The sequence below is a fragment of the Adhaeribacter pallidiroseus genome, from assembly GCF_003340495.1.
Classification (GTDB): Bacteria; Bacteroidota; Bacteroidia; order Cytophagales; family Hymenobacteraceae; genus Adhaeribacter; species Adhaeribacter pallidiroseus.
In genome coordinates, this window is the sequence record NZ_QASA01000001.1 from 2995315 (window position 1) to 3011123 (window position 15809).

Sequence of the window (15809 nt, forward strand, 5' to 3'; positions counted from 1 at the left end):
AGTGGTTAATTGGAAGTTTAAACCAGTTCAAAGGTATTTTATCTTATTGCTAGATTCTAGGAATTACAAATTTACTTCCTATCTAAAACTTCGAAATGTTCAATTCTTTAAAAAGCATAAACCTCATAATTTATCTAATTACAGGTTTATAACAAACAGCAGTCCATTAATTATTTTACCGGATTTACATACGTGGGTTTGGTAATAGCCCGGAACAGAATATAAATACCTACGAGAATTAATGGAACGCTTAGAAGTTGTCCGATATTCATGCCAATGGCATTGAGCAAGTAATCTTCTTTATCTACTTGGTTCTCTTTTAAAAACTCATAAACAAAGCGCAATGAAAATAAGATTACCACAAATAATCCGAACAATAAACCCCGCGGAGTAAACGACTTTCGACGGTTCCAGAGATAGTATAAAAACAAGAATAATAAGAAGCTGGAAATAGATTCGTATAATTGAGCTGGGTGACGGGGTTGCAAAGAAGCTTGCACCCCATTGATAATCTCGTGATTTTTTTCAAATTTAAAGGCCCAAGGCAAGGTAGTAGGTTTACCGATAATCTCGGAATTAAACAAATTACCTAACCGGATCAAGGCTCCTCCTAAGGCCACAACAATTACAATGCGGTCTAACACCCATAGATAATCAAATTTATATTTTCGGCTGAATAGGTACAATGCTAGCAAAATACCAATGGTAGCCCCGTGACTGGCTAAACCGCCTTCCCAAATTTTTAAAATTCGGATCGGATCTCTTAGGTATACTTCGGGCTCATAGAACAAGCAGTGCCCAAGTCGGGCTCCTAGCACCGTACCCACAATCATGTACAAGGTAATAATATCCACATCTTGCTCGGTACGGCCTTCAGCTTTATAAATGTGGGTTAAAATACGTTGTCCGAACACAAAACCCAGCGCAAACAACAATCCGTACCAGCGTAAAGCAAAAAATCCAAAATCAAATATTTCCGGCGATACATTCCAGACGATCGGATTCCAAAGGAAGAGGTTCATGAAAGTCATAGTAAACAGGTAAGCGCCAAAATTACACAAATTAAGATAATCTTAGCGCTATCTTTTAAATAAACCGTTATGGTAAAACCAGGTTAAAAATCAAGTTCTTCCTGATAACTGCCACTTAAAATTGGAAAGCGCAGCCAACTTCGAGGATCCAGGTTGTAATCGTCGAGGTGGAAAGAAGGAGCATATCGCTCGCGTTTCCATTGATTACGGGTCCAGAGAGTAAAGAACCGTTTAATGTGCATTTTTAATAAATCATCGGGTTCTACGCCGCGCATTTTTTCAAATACTTGCTTAGGCGACAGACGTTCATAAAAGCCCAGCCGCTCAATCTGATTTAGAATTTTGTAGGGCATTAAATCTTTTTCGTCGGTTTGGGTTTGTTCCGCGGGGCGTAACTCGGCGGTGGGTTGCAGCGCATTCACAAAACGTAAACCAGTATACCCTAACTCCCGTTCGGCCCACACCAGCCATTGTCGCAAAAAATCTTTATCGATGCCGGCTAAAGGCGAAATACTACCAGCCGTATCGCCATCCATGGTGGCATAGCCCACGGCAGCTTCGCTTCGGTTAGAAGTAGCCATTAAGAGCGCATTATTTAAATTGGCCAGCATCCAGATAACCGGGGCCCGTACCCGAGCCTGAATATTTTGCAACGTAATATCGTCGTGTTCCCAGGTCAGTTTCCGTCCGATAGATTTTTCTACTTTTTCAGTATATCCGGCTACTTCGTCGTCAATGAACCAATGGTAAAAAGTGGCCCCAATAGAGTCAGCTAATCCTTTAGCCGAGTTAAAGGTATCCTCCGAAGAGTTACGCGAGGCTTGATAAGCGGTAACTAATAATCTTTTAGTGGCTGCTTTTACTTGCTCTATTTCCGACAAATTTTTTAAATTATTAATTTCTTCGGAAGAAAATATATTGAGTTTAGCCGCAAACTCATCCAGCCCAATTTCCAGTACTGCCCTACGGATCATTTCGGCTACGGCAATAGCGCAAGCGCAGGAATCGGCTCCTCCACTTAACGACAAAACAAAACCTTTGCTCCGGCTTTTGCGCAGGTAATCAAATAAAGCTAAAGTAATAGCGGAAATAAATTCTTTAATTTCGTCAATCGGGCCTAATTCGGCGATTGTTTCGGCCGGTACTAATGGTTGCGCAAAATTAACCTCGGCTGATTCTACGTCTACACTTTTAAAACTGAGCAATACGTTTCGGGTAATCAGGTTTCCGTTCTGGGCAATTAAAATCTCGCCGTCGTAAATCATGCGGCCCGCTTCGTTACCTAATAAGTTTACGTACAAATACGTGCAATTAAACTTTTTAGAAGCATTAAGGACCAGCTTATAGCGCAAATCGGTTTTGCTCATGGCAAAATGGCTCGCACTGGGGTTGATAATCAAATGTACGCCTTTCGCCAAATGCCGGCTGGCGGGCCGATCGTTATCGGAACGCCAGGCATCCTCGCAAATTTCAAAGGCAAAGCGTACGCCTTGCTCTTCGTAGATAATATCGCCTATTTGGTATGGATGGCCGTTCTTTTCAAAAGTACGAATCTCGTTGGCCGGCCACGAAGTAAACCAACGGGGTTCGTAATGCACGCCGTCGTTCGCCAAAAATTGTTTTGCCGTAAAACCGATAATTTCCTGATTCTTAATGACGCAGGTAGTATTGTAAATGCGATTATGCAAAGGCAATGGTAAGCCCACACAAACAATAATATCGGTGCACCATTCTTTTACCTCTAGCAACTTTTCGAACGCCACTTCGGGTAACCACGAACTCAGAAACATATCTTCACAGCCGTAGCCCGTTATGGCTAACTCGGGTAAGCACAGAATCTCTACATGTTGGGCTTGCGCTTCATTAATGGCATTTTTAATGTTCGTCAGATTATTTTTCCAGTCGAGCGGAGTTTGGTTTAACGCGGCTCCCGCAATTTTGAGGCTAGTCTTCATGTGGTCTTTCAACGAAATATGCACTTAGCAAGTTAGCAGCTGATCTGCTTTAGATTTTTTAAATTTTATAGTGGATTCCATCCCATAAACCCCAAACTTGGAATTTTGTTAAAGTATCCAGGTTCTTCAACTAAAATTTAAAAAACGAAACAAATAACTACCCTGTTTTTAAATTTTTAAAGTTACCGTAGCTGCAACTTAAGCCAAAATAATAAAACTTATACTACTTATATGCAATTCTATCAACTAATTAAAAGCAGCTACATTTCGGAACTTTAGATAAGGTATTCTGGGTAAGAGTCTCTAATCTGCTGTTTTTTAAAAATTAGCAAAATTACACGAACAGAATGAGGAAACAGAAAGGAAATTTTTTGATTCTACTAGAAAAGCGCGGTAATTTTTAAAACTGAAAGAATGATGGTATTGAACCTCAGCCAATAGGCGCTTTTATAAGACCTGGAGAGCAGCTAAACCTTTTTCGGCAGCGGCTTGTTCGGCTTTTTTCTTGGAGTAACCGGTACCTGTAGCAACAGGATTTCCATCAATGGTAACTTCCGACGTAAACTCGGTGGTGCTGCCGGATTGTTTTTGATGGATAATATCGAACCGAACTGTTTTATTCTGCGATTGCGCCCATTCGATTAACTTGGATTTAAAATTTTTGGTGGTGGAAACTAATTCATTTAAATCAAAATGTGGTTTAATTAATTTATCCAGAATAAAACGCTTGGTTTCTTTGTACCCTTTATCTAAATAAATTGCTCCAACTAAGGCCTCCAGAGCATTGCCGTTAATGGATTTGTACCGCGCCGAATGACTAGCCTGATCTACTTTTACCAAGGTATTAATGCCAATCCGCAGCGCAATGTGGTTCAGCGATTCGCGGTTAACAATGCGGGAGCGGATTTCGGTTAAAAAACCCTCGTCTTTGTAAGGAAACTTTTTGTAGAGAAATTCTGCAATAACGGCTCCCAGGATAGAATCACCCAAGAATTCGAGGCGTTCGTTGGTTTGATGCCTTTCGCTGCCCTGCGGTTTACCAAATGAAGTGTGGGTTAAAGCTAAATGGTACAAGCGCATGTTGCCCGGCGTAACCCCCGTTACGTTGGTAATGGACTTTTCTAAGTCCCGGTCTTGTCTGAATATTTTGCGAAATAAACCTAACACCAATTTAATCAAACACCTGTTATTGTACCTTCCGGAAAATGACAGAAGTGTTGTGCCCGCCAAACCCAAACGTGTTACTTATTGCCACATTTACCGCACGGGCTTGTGCCGTATTAAAAGTAAAATTTAATTTTGGATCAATGGTTTCGTCGTCAGTAAAGTGGTTAATGGTAGGTGGTACCATTCCGTGTTGAATGGCCAAAATAGCGGCTACGGCTTCTATGCCCCCCGCGCCACCGAGTAAATGGCCCGTCATGCTTTTAGTGGAACTAATATTTAAATTATACGCATGTTCTCCAAACACTTTTTGAATAGCCGTAACTTCGGCGCCATCGCCTAAAGGCGTACTGGTGCCGTGCGTATTGATATAATCTACCTCTTCGGGGCTAATGTTAGCATCGCGCAAAGCGTTTTGCATCACAAGCACAACCCCTTCTCCATTCGGGTCGGGGGCGGTTATATGGTAAGCATCCGAAGATAAACCACCACCAATTACTTCGGCGTATATTTTAGCTCCCCGGGCTTTAGCATGCTCGTAACTTTCGAGTATTAAAGCACCTGAACCTTCGCCCAGTACAAAACCATCCCGATCTTTATCGTAGGGCCGAGAAGCCGTTAAAGGATCGTCGTTTCGTTCGCTCATGGCTTTTAAGGCGTTAAAGCCCCCAATACCCGATTCGGTAATGGCCGCTTCGGACCCACCCGTAACAATCACGTCGGCCATGCCCAAACGGATATAATTTAAAGCCGTAACAATCGAATCGGAAGAAGAAGCACAAGCCGAAGTAGTAACAAAATTAGGCCCCCGGAAACCGTTTTTAATAGAAATATTACCCGAAGAACTATCGGCAATCATTTTGGGGATAAAGAAGGGATTAAAGCGAGGGCTACCATCGCCACGACCAAACTGAATGGACTCTTCCTGGAAAGTTTTTAAGCCGCCAATACCAGAGCCCCAAATTACCCCCACCCGGTCGCGGTTTACATTATCCAGAATCCCTGAATCCGCGATGGCTTCGTTGCTGGCAATAAGAGCAAATTGGGTAAACATATCCATTTTTCGTCCTTCTTTTCGCTCGAAGTAATCATCTGGATTGTAGCCTTTCAGCTCGCAAGCGAATTGCGTTTTAAACTTGCTGGCATCAAAGCGGGTAATAGGCGCAGCGCCACTCACGCCAGTAGACAAACCATTCCAGTATTCCGAAACAGTATTGCCAATTGGGGTGAGTGCACCGAGTCCTGTTACTACAACTCTCTTAAGCTCCATAAGCGAATGTAGAGGGAGGTAAAAATGGGGAAAATTGAAAAATTTTAATTTAGATCAAAAAGAAAGGAATTATTTGGCGTGCTCTTCCAGGTAGCTGATAGCCTGGCCTACCGTAGCAATGTTTTCAGCCTGATCGTCCGGAATAGAAACATTGAATTCTTTTTCAAATTCCATAATAAGTTCTACCGTATCTAAAGAGTCAGCACCTAAATCATTGGTGAAACTTGCTTCGGGGGTAACTTCCGACTCTTCTACTCCTAATTTATCAATGATTATTGCTTTTACTTTTTCTGCGATTTCTGACATTTTCTTAGCTTTTTTTGAAATACTGTGCAAATTAATAGATTTAAATAGACAATTTCAAAAAAAATAATCTTAATAACTTGTGGAAAAAAGTTTTTCCATTTTTCTGGTAAACTATTGTTCTGACTTTTTAATTTTAGTGCCCCGATTATTTGTTTACCTTGCGCAAAATTACTCATGAAAACACTCTGCCTCGACTTAGACTACGATTACGATTTTGAGCTGTTCGGCCTGGTTTCATCGAGCAGAGAGCATAAATTAGCCTGGGCGTTAAACAAATACTTACGAATCAGACTAGTGAAACAAAAAGATCTTTATTTTGATTTTTTGAATAAAGGCCGTCTGGTAATTTCTAATTACCTGCATTGCACCGAATACAGCACTTTCCGGTTATTACGCAATAAATCGGCAGATTTAAGCACTTTAAAAAAACCTTTTTTAGCTCCTGATATAAAAGAGTATGATTACTTGCTGCAAATTAACGGCGAAGTACAAGATAACTGGCAGCAGGAATTAAATTCTGTTTTTAAATTGGTGCCGTTAATACAATACGTAAAAAAATTTGATCCGAATACGCTTAAGTTCAAGGAAAACCTGATGTTTTAATATGGAAATAACCTTTAATAAGACCAGAATTATCGCCACCGTTGGCCCCGCCAGTAACCAGTACGACATGTTAAAAGCGCTCGTTATGGAAGGAGTTGACGTTTTTCGTTTGAATTTTTCGCACGGCAAACACAGCGATCATCAACACGTGGTGAGTACGGTCCGTCAGATCAACCAGGAACTGGGCACAAATGTTTGTTTGATGCAGGACTTGCAAGGTCCGAAAATTCGCTTGGGCGACGTAGAAAACGGCATGGTTACGATCCACGCCGGCGATAAAATAAAGTTAGTTTGCGATTATTCCGTGAGTACTGCTACCCGGCTTTCAACCATTTATTTAGAATTAGCCAGGGACGTAAAACCCGGTGATGCCATTTTAATTGATGATGGTAAGATTGAATTAAAAGTACTGGCTACCGATAACGACAAAGAAGTGGATGTGGAAGTTAAATACGGGGGGCCGGTAAAACCCCGTAAAGGCATTAACTTACCGGACACTGCCGTATCAGCCCCTTCGCTTACCGACAAGGACGTAGAGGATTTACATTTTGGCCTGGATAACGATGTGGAATGGGTAGCGCTGTCGTTTGTGCGCCGGGCCGAAGATATTCACGAAATTAAGCGAATTATCTCGGAACGCGGTAAAAAAACCATGGTGATCGCTAAAATTGAAAAACCGGAAGCTATCCGGAATATTGATGAGATTATTGCGGTAACCGACGGTATTATGGTGGCTAGAGGCGACCTGGGCGTAGAAATTGCGGCTGAAGAAGTACCCATGCTGCAAAAAATGATGATTGATAAGTGTAACAAAGCGGGTAAACCGGTAATAGTAGCTACCCAAATGATGGAAAGCATGATTACCAACGCCCGACCTACGCGCGCCGAAACCAACGATGTTGCCAATGCCGTTTTGGACGGAGCGGATGCCGTAATGTTGAGTGCAGAGACTGCTGCCGGTTCTTACCCCTTAGAAACTGTTCGGAGCATGAGCCGCACACTAGCTTCGGTAGAAGCACAGCCCGGGGTATTTAACAAGGTAATAACCTTGGCACCCAATGTACAATCATTTTACAGTAAAATGGTAGTAGCAAATGCCTGCGCACTTGCCCGCGATACCAATGCCAAAGCTATTATTTGCATGACGCGTTCGGGATATACGGCTTTTCATATTGCCAAGCACCGGCCTAAAGCAAATATTTTTATTTTTACCGATAACCGGCAACTGCTGCATCAACTAAATTTAGTTTGGGGCATTCGAGGGTTCTATTACGAAGGTGAACCAGCTTCGACGGATGAATTAATCACAGATTTCCGCACAGCCTTAACCCAAAACAATTATCTGCAAACTGGTGACGTTTACATAAATGTTACGAGTATTCCCGTGCGGGAACGCCGGAGCGCTAACACGATTAAATTAAGCATTGCTTAACGCTGGTATAAAATTTAAAAATAAAGCCCGAACACTCTTGTTCGGGCTTTATTTTTTAAATTTTTGTTTTGCTATTGGGCTTGATTTTGAAAATCACTCTACTAAAACCCAGAATCTACAACATAAAAAAAGCCTTACTGGTAGTAAGACTTTCTAAATATGTAAAGCTAAATATAAGCGCTTCCGAAATTATGCGGCAGCTAAGGCGTTAATATGTCTGGCTAATTTAGACTTGTTATTTGCGGCTTTATTTTTATGAATAATGTTACGCTTCGCTAATTTATCCAGCATCGAAGATACTTTTTTAAACAGCTCTTGAGCTTCGGCCTGATCCGTAGTTCCTTTTAATTTTTTAATAAAAGTACGGGTAGTTTTTGCCTGATATCTGTTTAATACACGCTTCGCTTCGTTTGATCTTATTCTTTTTAATGCCGACTTATGGTTAGCCATGGTATATTGTTATTATATTATTTCTATTGCCTTTTCTAAATGAGTGGGCAAAGATAAAACGATTTTATGTTTATTCCAAACGTAGAAAAGATTTTTATCACGGACAAGAAGAGGCAAAATTTAAAAATTAATGATTGACAAAACATAGAAATCTAGGTTTTCCCGTTTCAACGAGAAAGAGTAAATGATAATTGAAGAGGTGGTATGAAACGCTAAAGTTTATTAGTACACCATATACTTTGTGTTATACGTTTTATTGGTATTATATGCCTGTAATTAAAAGCCTTTACCGGGCACCGCTTTATTTTTTTAATGGCCATTTACAAACGATTATGCCGGGTTTATTTCGCGAAGTATCCGAAGTGTATTACCAGCGCGAACGCATATTTACACCCGATGGTGATTTCCTGGACTTAGACTGGAGTAAGAGTAAAACAGCTACTAAGATATTAGTGATTTTATCGCATGGATTGGAAGGTGACGCCGGCCGGCCGTATATAAAAGGAATGGTAAAGGCCATGAACCAGGCTGGGTTTGATGCTTTAGCCTGGAACTTTAGAAGTTGTAGCGGCGAACCTAATAAATTGCTTCGCTCCTACCACATGGGCGCTACCGAGGATTTACAACTAGTGGTGGAGTATACGCTTGGCACCGGTAACTACCAAGAGTTATATTTAGTTGGGTTTAGCATGGGTGGCAACATTACTTTAAATTATTTAGGTAAACGCCCGGACCAACTACCCATCGAAATTAAAAAAGCAGCGGTTTTTTCCGTACCATGCCACATCAACAGTGCTTCCCGCAAAATGGCGCAACTCGAAAACCGGATTTACATGCAGCGTTTCCTGAAATCCTTACGATTAAAGCTGGCGGCAAAAGAACCTTTAATGCCCGTTACTATGACCCTGGATAATTATCACAAACTCCGCACCTTCCCGGAATTTGACGAACGGTATACCGCCCCCATTCACGGTTTCAAAGATGCGCACGAGTATTATACGCAGTGTAGCTCTAAGCAATATTTAAAAAATATTAAAATTCCGACCTTACTCGTAAATGCTCAGAACGACCCGTTTTTATCGCCGGAGTGCTTTCCAATAGCCGAAGCGGAGGCCAATCCTTATTTTTATTTAGAGATGCCGAAAGATGGTGGACACGTAGGCTTTGTCGAAAATTATTCAAAAAATCAATATTATTCCGATCGAAGAGCCGTAGAGTTTTTTACCAAAGGAAACATGGTATAATTGTTCTTGTTGGTCTTTCAAAAGAAATTTTTTTAAATTTTTTAATTTAAAGACTCAACAGAGAGCTGTTTAACTGGGATTAAGGGCAGCCTGAGCAGGTTTATCCGTTAATGACTGTTCAGCTGTGCGGCTTACATTTATTTCGGGCAAGTAATCTTGGGCAATGGTCAGAGTAGAATAGAAGGATCTTTTCAGCAAATCCGGACGCGTTTATTCCCCTATTACCGCCGCTTAAACTAAATGCAAGGCTAAATCTACGAGCCGCAACCGACGTTAGTTTAACCACTCGGGAGTGCCTTTAACGGCCGGCTCTTGCAAATACAATTTTTCTACTAAACCATGTGCCTTGTTTATCAAGGCTGGAACTTTATTTTTATCACCGGTTTCCATTTTTTAAATTTCTTTAACGGGTAATCTTTACTTTACTATCGTGCACGTACAAAACAGAAATGGCAGCGCAAAGCATAAAAATACCAGCCAGTACAATGGCATATATGGCTTGGCCATGGTATAATTCTTTTACAATTATGCCACTGAAAAGGCCGTTTACAATTTGCGGGAAAGTGATAAAAAAATTAAAAATACCCATGTACACACCCATCTTTTTGGCCGGAATAGAACTGGATAAAATCGCGTAGGGCATAGCCAGAATACTGCCCCAAGCTAATCCCACGCCGATCATGGATAAAATCAAATAATCCGGATTTTGAATAAAGAAGATCGATAAAAGACCAATGCCACCGGCAGTTAACGAGATAGCATGCGCCATTTTACGACTGGTTACCCGGGCAATAGCCGGCAAAAATAAAGCATAAATGGCCGATACACCGTTGTAAATACCAAATAAAAATCCTACCCAGTTACCAGCATCCGCAAATTTAGCCGAAGAAGTGTCGCCGGGTGCAACGTGATAGATGTGGTTAGCAATAGCCGGTAATGAATAAACCCACATTGAAAACAAGGCAAACCAGGAAAAAAACTGCACCAAACCTAATTGCCGCATGGTAATGGGCATTTTTGAAAAATCCGTAAAAATGGTCAATAAACCTTTCTGCTCCTCTTCTCCTTGCTCATCCGGATGGTATTTAGCGTATTCAGCGGGAGAGTATTCTTTGGTGGTAATTACTGTCCATATGATTGTTCCGATCAAGAATACTGCCCCGGTGTAAAAAGAATAAAGTACATTATCCGGTATCTGCCCCGGTGCTGCTGTTTTAGAAATCCCTAAATATTCAGCCATTATATATGGAAGTAAGGAACCTACAACAGCCCCTACGCCTATCAAAAAAGTTTGCACCGAAAACCCATCGCTCCGTTGGGCATCCGGTAAGTTATCGGCTACCAAAGCCCGGAAAGGCTCCATGGCCACGTTAAAAGAAGCATCCATAATCATCAGCATGCCGGCTCCGATTAAAATGGGCGGCAATAAGTTAGCCAATACGGCGGAATTCGGCATGATGATTAACGCTAAGGCCGATAAAATGGCACCCGATAAGAAGTACGGGCGACGCCGGCCCAAGCGGTTCCAGGTACGGTCGCTGTAATGGCCGATGATGGGTTGTACAATCATACCGGTAATAGGGGCCGCCAGCCAGAATAACGATAAATGTTCTACATCGGCTCCGAAGGTTTGCAGAATGCGGGAGGCGTTCCCATTTTGTAAGGCAAACCCAAACTGAATGCCTAGAAATCCAAAGCTCATGTTAAAGATTTGCCAGAAAGACAAGCGCGGTTTTTCGAGGGCTGATTGGGAAGAAGCGGATTGAAATACTTGTGCCATATTTTTTATTTAAGCTAATTCTTTTACCTGAAAATGAGGCATTTATTCAGCAGAACCTGTTACAAGTAGAACCCATATTTACTGAATTTTTTAAATTTTATATGCCTACGACAATCTTTACAAGGAAGCAGAGAATCATAGACAACAACCAGTCTCGGAATGAAGTAACATTAAACAGCAATCCGTTAATCGGGATATTGGCTCCTGTACTTAGGCCCCAGTACCCTTTTTTAACTCTAGCCCTTATTTGCAAAATCAACAATAACTTCCTATAAATTTACCACTAACTTCAGCTAGTAATTAAAACTCCAACAACCAGGCATCAGAAGGTAACACATGTACCGGAATACCCGCTTGAATATCCGTGATAAAGAAAGAACCCCCGGTAAGTAGATTTTTAAAAATTACGCTTTTTTTATCGGAAACTTGGAGAGTTTGCAATAATTCCTGGGGCAAATGAATCCTAGTATTCAAGTCCTGATTCCGGTCGAAATTAGCTATTACCAATACTCGTTGTTTGTCGGTAAAGCGGAGATAAGCGTATTGTTTGTGCGAGAATTCGGGCAGATGAGCTAATTCGTAAAATTTACCTTCCCGGATAACTCTATTACTAGCAACGGTAGTAAGCAATTTCTGGTAAAAAGCTCGCAGATTCTGCTGGTTTTCGCTTAATCCTCCCCCATCAAACCGACCGTTATTCATCCATTTCTGATGCTCGGGTACGCCCCAGTAATCAAAGATAGTGGTGCGGTTGTCTTCGCCCCCGAAACCTTCGTTACCTTTACCGGGTTCCCCTACCTCCTGCCCAAAATAAATCATGACGGGTCCGGAAGACAGGGTAGCCGCAACAACCATAGCGGGTTTAGCTAACCATGGATTACCGGCAAAACCAGCCGAGGCAATGCGTTCTTCGTCGTGGTTTTCTAAAAAACGTACCATGCGAGAAGAAAAGCCTCGGCTTTCCTGGCTCCATACATAAGTAATGTCTTTCACATGACCGTTTGGTTCATCCCGGATTAAGCGTTTCAGACCATCGTATAGACCCACTTTATCGTAAAGAAAATCAAATTGGCCGGTAGTAAAGTATTTTTGGTATTCTTGCGGATTATAGGCTTCGGCAATAAAAATTATGTTTGGGTTTACTTTTTTAACGGCTGGTATAACCCAGTTCCAGAATTCTACCGGCACCATTTCGGCCATATCGCAGCGGAAGCCATCTACATCCTTTTTTGCCCAAAACACCAGAATATCCCGCATTTTTTCCCAAACCGGCGGAACCGGGTCGAAATAAGTTTTGCGGTGATCCTGGTAATCTACCCCGTAATTAAGTTTTATTGTTTCGGACCAATCGTTTAAACTAGGAGTAGCCGAGAACACGTCGTTGCCGGTAGCTTTAGCCGGATTTTCGTCGAACCGGTTGTCTTTTAATGGGCTGGTAAACGCTTCTCCTCCGGCATTGGTACCCGCCGGCACTACAAACGGCTGACCCGGAATATAATAAAAATCGTTTTGCGGACTAAAAGCTTTTGTTTTATCATCGTTGGTTCCGAAATCAACTACTCCGGTTGGTTTAGCATCTGAATTATAAGTACGGGCTACGTGGTTGGGCACAAAGTCAATAATTACTTTTAATTGATGCTGATGCGTGCGCCGGATTAAGGCTACAAACTCCGTCATCCGGTTTTTAACATCAACGGCTAAATCCGGATCTACATCGTAATAATCTTTTATGGCATAAGGGGAACCAGCTATGCCTTTTACTATATCCGGGTCGTCGGGTTTAATGTTGTAAGCCGAATAATCGGTCATGGTGGCGTGTTCGATAACGCCCGTATACCACACGTGAGAGGTACCCAAAGCTTTTATTTCGCTTAAGGCTTTATCGGTGATATCATTAAATTTTCCTACGCCGTTTTCATCCCGGGTACCATAGTGTTTATTAGTGGTATTTTGATTACCAAACAAACGAACCATTATCTGATAGATGATGAATTTATTGTCTTTAACCGGTTCTTCGGTGGTGTATTGCGTATTCATATTTGTTTTCAGCACAACTTTAGGAGTACATTCTGCCAGAAGCAGAACAACAACCATTAAACTGCCAATCTGCTTTTTAGTTATCATTCCTGGAAGAAATCCTTCTGTTAAGCAACATATTCGTGTTCGGCTAAAATTTGCGTTTTTGCCTTTATTTCGTAAACCTTATCATAAACAACTACCGAGATATTTTTATCTGATTGATTTACTAGCTGTACACCTCCCTTACTTACTTTTATATTTAACAAAACACCTCGGAACCCAATCTTAAAAGAAAAAGAATGCCATTTGGTAGGCAGAAAAGGATTAAAATGCAGTTGATTATGGCGCACGCGCATCCCACCAAAACCTTCCACCACGCTCATCCAAGTACCAGCCATGGAAGTGATATGGCAACCGTCTTCGGTATCGTTGTTATAATCATCCAGGTCAAGGCGAGAGGTGCGTAGGTAAAATTGGTAAGCCCGTTCTTCGTCGCCGAGTTTAGCCGCCAAAATGGCGTGTACGCACGGCGATAATGAACTTTCGTGCACAGTACGCGGTTCGTAAAAATCAAAATTGCGGCGAATGGTTTCCAAATCAAACCGATCTTCCAGAAAATATAATCCTTGCAAAACATCGGCTTGTTTAATAAATGGCGAACGCAGAATGCGATCCCAACTCCATTTTTGATTGAGTGGCCGATCAGCAGGTTTTAAGTCTTTTACCAGGATATTTTCTTTATCCAGGTAACCTTCCTGCTGCAAGAATATGCCTTTCTCTTCATCTACGGGCAGATACATATTTTGTAAAATATGCTGCCAATTTAGAGGCTCGTCAATCGTTAGAAAATTTGTTTTTTCCACAACAGCTTCATAATCTCCAATATTATTGTTTCTTACCAAAGCTAATGCCGAGAGGGTATACTCCAGGCACCATAGGGCCATGGTGCTGGTGTACCAGTTGTTATTTACGTTGTTTTCGTACTCGTTCGGGCCGGTTACGCCCAGCATAACGTATTGTTGCTTGGCTTCGCTCCAGTTTACTCGTTGGGCCCAAAACCGGGCAATACCAATTAAAACTTCCAGGCCGTATTCGTTTAAATAAGCAGCATCGCCGGTGTAACGCACGTAATTATAGATGGCAAAGGCGATGGCGGCATTTCGGTGAATTTCTTCGAAGGTTATTTCCCACTCGTTATGGCACTCTTCGCCGTTAATAGTTACCATTGGGTATAAAGCCGCACCGTTGGTAAAACCTAATTTTTCGGCGTTTTCAATGGCTTTTTGCAGGTGCTTGTACCGGTAAATAAGCAAATTGCGGGTAACCTGCGAATCGGCCGTAGCCAGGTAAAACGGTACGCAATAAGCTTCGGTATCCCAGTAAGTAGTGCCGCCGTATTTTTCACCGGTAAAACCTTTCGGGCCAATGTTTAACCGGGCATCTTCGCCGGTGTAGGTTTGGTTCAGTTGAAAAATATTAAACCGAATGGCTTGCTGGGCCGCCGCATCGCCTTCAATTACAATATCACTTTCTTCCCATTTCGCAATCCAGGCCTGCGCTTGTTCCTGCAACATTTGGTCGAAGCCTTTTTTAAATATTTTTTGAATTACTTCTTGGCAATGCTGTAATAGTTTGTCTTTAGGATAATTCTCAGAAGATAAATTAGCCGCAAATTTAAAAATAGTTATTTCTTCGTGCTGTAGAGCGGCAACGTTAAATTGGCAGGCAACATATTTGTCATTTTGGATAGGTTCCGGTTTTAACTCTACTGGCTGACCATTGTGGTAAACAACAAATTGCATCCCGGTACACACTTCAAAAGCTGTTTTTTTGGTACGCAAGGTTAGGAAAGCCGAACTGCTGTTTACTTCTTTCGTAACTTCATCCCAGAATTTTTCGTCGTAGTTGGCATCCTGATTTTTAATATCCCCGTCAATATAAGGAGTAATAGTGAAGTTACCGGAAAAGTTAAGCGGTGTAATGCGGTAACAAATGGCGCCGGCCTCGTCGTCGACGATGCTGCAAAACCGTTTGGCCATTACTTTTACTTGTTTACCGCTGGGTAACTCGGCGGTAAAGGATCGCTGCAAATAGCCTTCGCGCATGTTTAATACCCGACGAAAATCGGAAACTTTAGCTGTATGTAAATCTAGCGTTTCGCCGTCAATTTTTACGTCAATGCCGATCCAGTTGGCAGCATTAAGCACTTTGGCAAAATACTCCGGGTAGCCGTTTTTCCACCAGCCCACGCGGGTTTTATCGGGGTAATAAACCCCGGCTACGTAATTACCCGGCAACGTTTCGCCGGAGTATGCTTCTTCGAAATTCGCCCGCTGGCCCATGCGGCCGTTACCCAAACTAAAAATACTTTCAGATATTTTGTTCCGGTGCGGATCAAAACCTTCTTCAATAATATTCCACTCGTTTACCTTAATGTAATTTTTCATAACGATGAATTGCTTGCCATAAGACGATTAGATTTTTTAAATTTTATTATATCTAATGGTCTTTAATTGTATATTTTTTAAATTTTTCGCTTAAAACAGGGCTTACTG

The 15809-nt window shown here is 41.8% G+C and carries 13 protein-coding genes; 3 read left to right on the forward strand and 10 right to left on the reverse strand.

Annotation, left to right across the window (positions count from 1 at the left end):
* Positions 1-170 precede the first annotated feature (170 nt).
* The 5 genes from lgt to AHMF7616_RS11950 all read right to left on the reverse strand — a co-directional run bounded on the left by lgt (position 171) and on the right by AHMF7616_RS11950 (position 5726).
* Positions 171-1022 (reverse strand): prolipoprotein diacylglyceryl transferase, encoded by an 852-nt coding sequence (gene lgt, locus AHMF7616_RS11930; protein ID WP_115373095.1) that lies wholly within the window; start codon positions 1020-1022, stop codon positions 171-173.
* 92 nt (positions 1023-1114) lie between these two features.
* The gene (gene nadE, locus AHMF7616_RS11935) at positions 1115-2986 is read right to left on the reverse strand and encodes an NAD(+) synthase (RefSeq protein ID WP_115375576.1); all 1872 of its coding nucleotides are present in this window, start codon (positions 2984-2986) and stop codon (positions 1115-1117) included.
* 447 nt (positions 2987-3433) lie between these two features.
* The gene (rnc, locus tag AHMF7616_RS11940) at positions 3434-4165 is read right to left on the reverse strand and encodes a ribonuclease III (RefSeq protein WP_115373096.1); all 732 of its coding nucleotides are present in this window, start codon (positions 4163-4165) and stop codon (positions 3434-3436) included.
* Between the two features lie 7 nt (positions 4166-4172).
* Complete coding sequence (gene fabF, locus AHMF7616_RS11945; RefSeq protein WP_115373097.1) at positions 4173-5420, reverse strand: beta-ketoacyl-ACP synthase II; 1248 nt, start codon at positions 5418-5420, stop codon at positions 4173-4175.
* A gap of 69 nt (positions 5421-5489) precedes the next feature.
* Positions 5490-5726, reverse strand: coding sequence for an acyl carrier protein (locus tag AHMF7616_RS11950; RefSeq protein WP_007659745.1), 237 nt, complete (start codon positions 5724-5726; stop codon positions 5490-5492).
* A 174-nt stretch (positions 5727-5900) separates the two neighbouring features.
* On the opposite strand from AHMF7616_RS11950, the gene AHMF7616_RS11960 reads away from it, so the two are divergent.
* Together AHMF7616_RS11960 and pyk are read left to right on the forward strand one after the other, a co-directional pair.
* Positions 5901-6329 (forward strand): IPExxxVDY family protein, encoded by a 429-nt coding sequence (locus tag AHMF7616_RS11960; RefSeq protein ID WP_115373099.1) that lies wholly within the window; start codon positions 5901-5903, stop codon positions 6327-6329.
* Between the two features lies 1 nt (position 6330).
* Positions 6331-7761: a pyruvate kinase gene (gene pyk, locus AHMF7616_RS11965; RefSeq protein WP_199474197.1), complete on the forward strand. Its 1431-nt coding sequence runs from the start codon at positions 6331-6333 to the stop codon at positions 7759-7761.
* 189 nt (positions 7762-7950) lie between these two features.
* On the opposite strand, the gene rpsT is transcribed toward pyk, so the two are convergent.
* On the reverse strand, positions 7951-8211 hold the full coding sequence (gene rpsT, locus AHMF7616_RS11970) for a 30S ribosomal protein S20 (RefSeq protein ID WP_115373100.1): 261 nt from the start codon (positions 8209-8211) through the stop codon (positions 7951-7953).
* 332 nt (positions 8212-8543) lie between these two features.
* On the opposite strand from rpsT, the gene AHMF7616_RS11975 reads away from it, so the two are divergent.
* Entirely contained in the window at positions 8544-9455 is a 912-nt protein-coding gene (locus AHMF7616_RS11975) for a YheT family hydrolase (RefSeq protein WP_317047602.1), read from the forward strand.
* 69 nt (positions 9456-9524) lie between these two features.
* On the opposite strand, the gene AHMF7616_RS27505 is transcribed toward AHMF7616_RS11975, so the two are convergent.
* From AHMF7616_RS27505 to AHMF7616_RS11990, 4 genes are all read right to left on the reverse strand, one after another.
* Complete coding sequence (locus tag AHMF7616_RS27505) at positions 9525-9653, reverse strand: hypothetical protein (RefSeq protein WP_262511724.1); 129 nt, start codon at positions 9651-9653, stop codon at positions 9525-9527.
* A gap of 205 nt (positions 9654-9858) precedes the next feature.
* Positions 9859-11235, reverse strand: a complete 1377-nt coding sequence (locus AHMF7616_RS11980) for an MFS transporter (RefSeq protein ID WP_233507506.1) — start codon at positions 11233-11235, stop codon at positions 9859-9861.
* Between the two features lie 300 nt (positions 11236-11535).
* Entirely contained in the window at positions 11536-13272 is a 1737-nt protein-coding gene (locus AHMF7616_RS11985; protein WP_233507508.1) for an alpha-amylase family protein, read from the reverse strand.
* Between the two features lie 107 nt (positions 13273-13379).
* Positions 13380-15701, reverse strand: coding sequence for a glycoside hydrolase family 65 protein (locus tag AHMF7616_RS11990; protein ID WP_115373102.1), 2322 nt, complete (start codon positions 15699-15701; stop codon positions 13380-13382).
* Positions 15702-15809 lie beyond the last annotated feature (108 nt).

Excerpts from the sequence above, each read along its gene's own strand:
- lgt (WP_115373095.1), bottom strand. The coding sequence starts at position 1,022 with ATGAACCTCTTCCTTTGGAATCCGATCGTCTGGAATGTATCGCCGGAA.
- nadE (WP_115375576.1), bottom strand. The coding sequence starts at position 2,986 with ATGAAGACTAGCCTCAAAATTGCGGGAGCCGCGTTAAACCAAACTCCG.
- fabF (WP_115373097.1), bottom strand. The coding sequence starts at position 5,420 with ATGGAGCTTAAGAGAGTTGTAGTAACAGGACTCGGTGCACTCACCCCA.
- AHMF7616_RS11950 (WP_007659745.1), bottom strand. The coding sequence starts at position 5,726 with ATGTCAGAAATCGCAGAAAAAGTAAAAGCAATAATCATTGATAAATTA.
- AHMF7616_RS11960 (WP_115373099.1), top strand. The coding sequence starts at position 5,901 with ATGAAAACACTCTGCCTCGACTTAGACTACGATTACGATTTTGAGCTG.
- pyk (WP_199474197.1), top strand. The coding sequence starts at position 6,331 with ATGGAAATAACCTTTAATAAGACCAGAATTATCGCCACCGTTGGCCCC.
- rpsT (WP_115373100.1), bottom strand. The coding sequence starts at position 8,211 with ATGGCTAACCATAAGTCGGCATTAAAAAGAATAAGATCAAACGAAGCG.
- AHMF7616_RS11975 (WP_317047602.1), top strand. The coding sequence starts at position 8,544 with ATGCCGGGTTTATTTCGCGAAGTATCCGAAGTGTATTACCAGCGCGAA.
- AHMF7616_RS11980 (WP_233507506.1), bottom strand. The coding sequence starts at position 11,235 with ATGGCACAAGTATTTCAATCCGCTTCTTCCCAATCAGCCCTCGAAAAA.
- AHMF7616_RS11985 (WP_233507508.1), bottom strand. The coding sequence starts at position 13,272 with ATGAATACGCAATACACCACCGAAGAACCGGTTAAAGACAATAAATTC.
- AHMF7616_RS11990 (WP_115373102.1), bottom strand. The coding sequence starts at position 15,701 with ATGAAAAATTACATTAAGGTAAACGAGTGGAATATTATTGAAGAAGGT.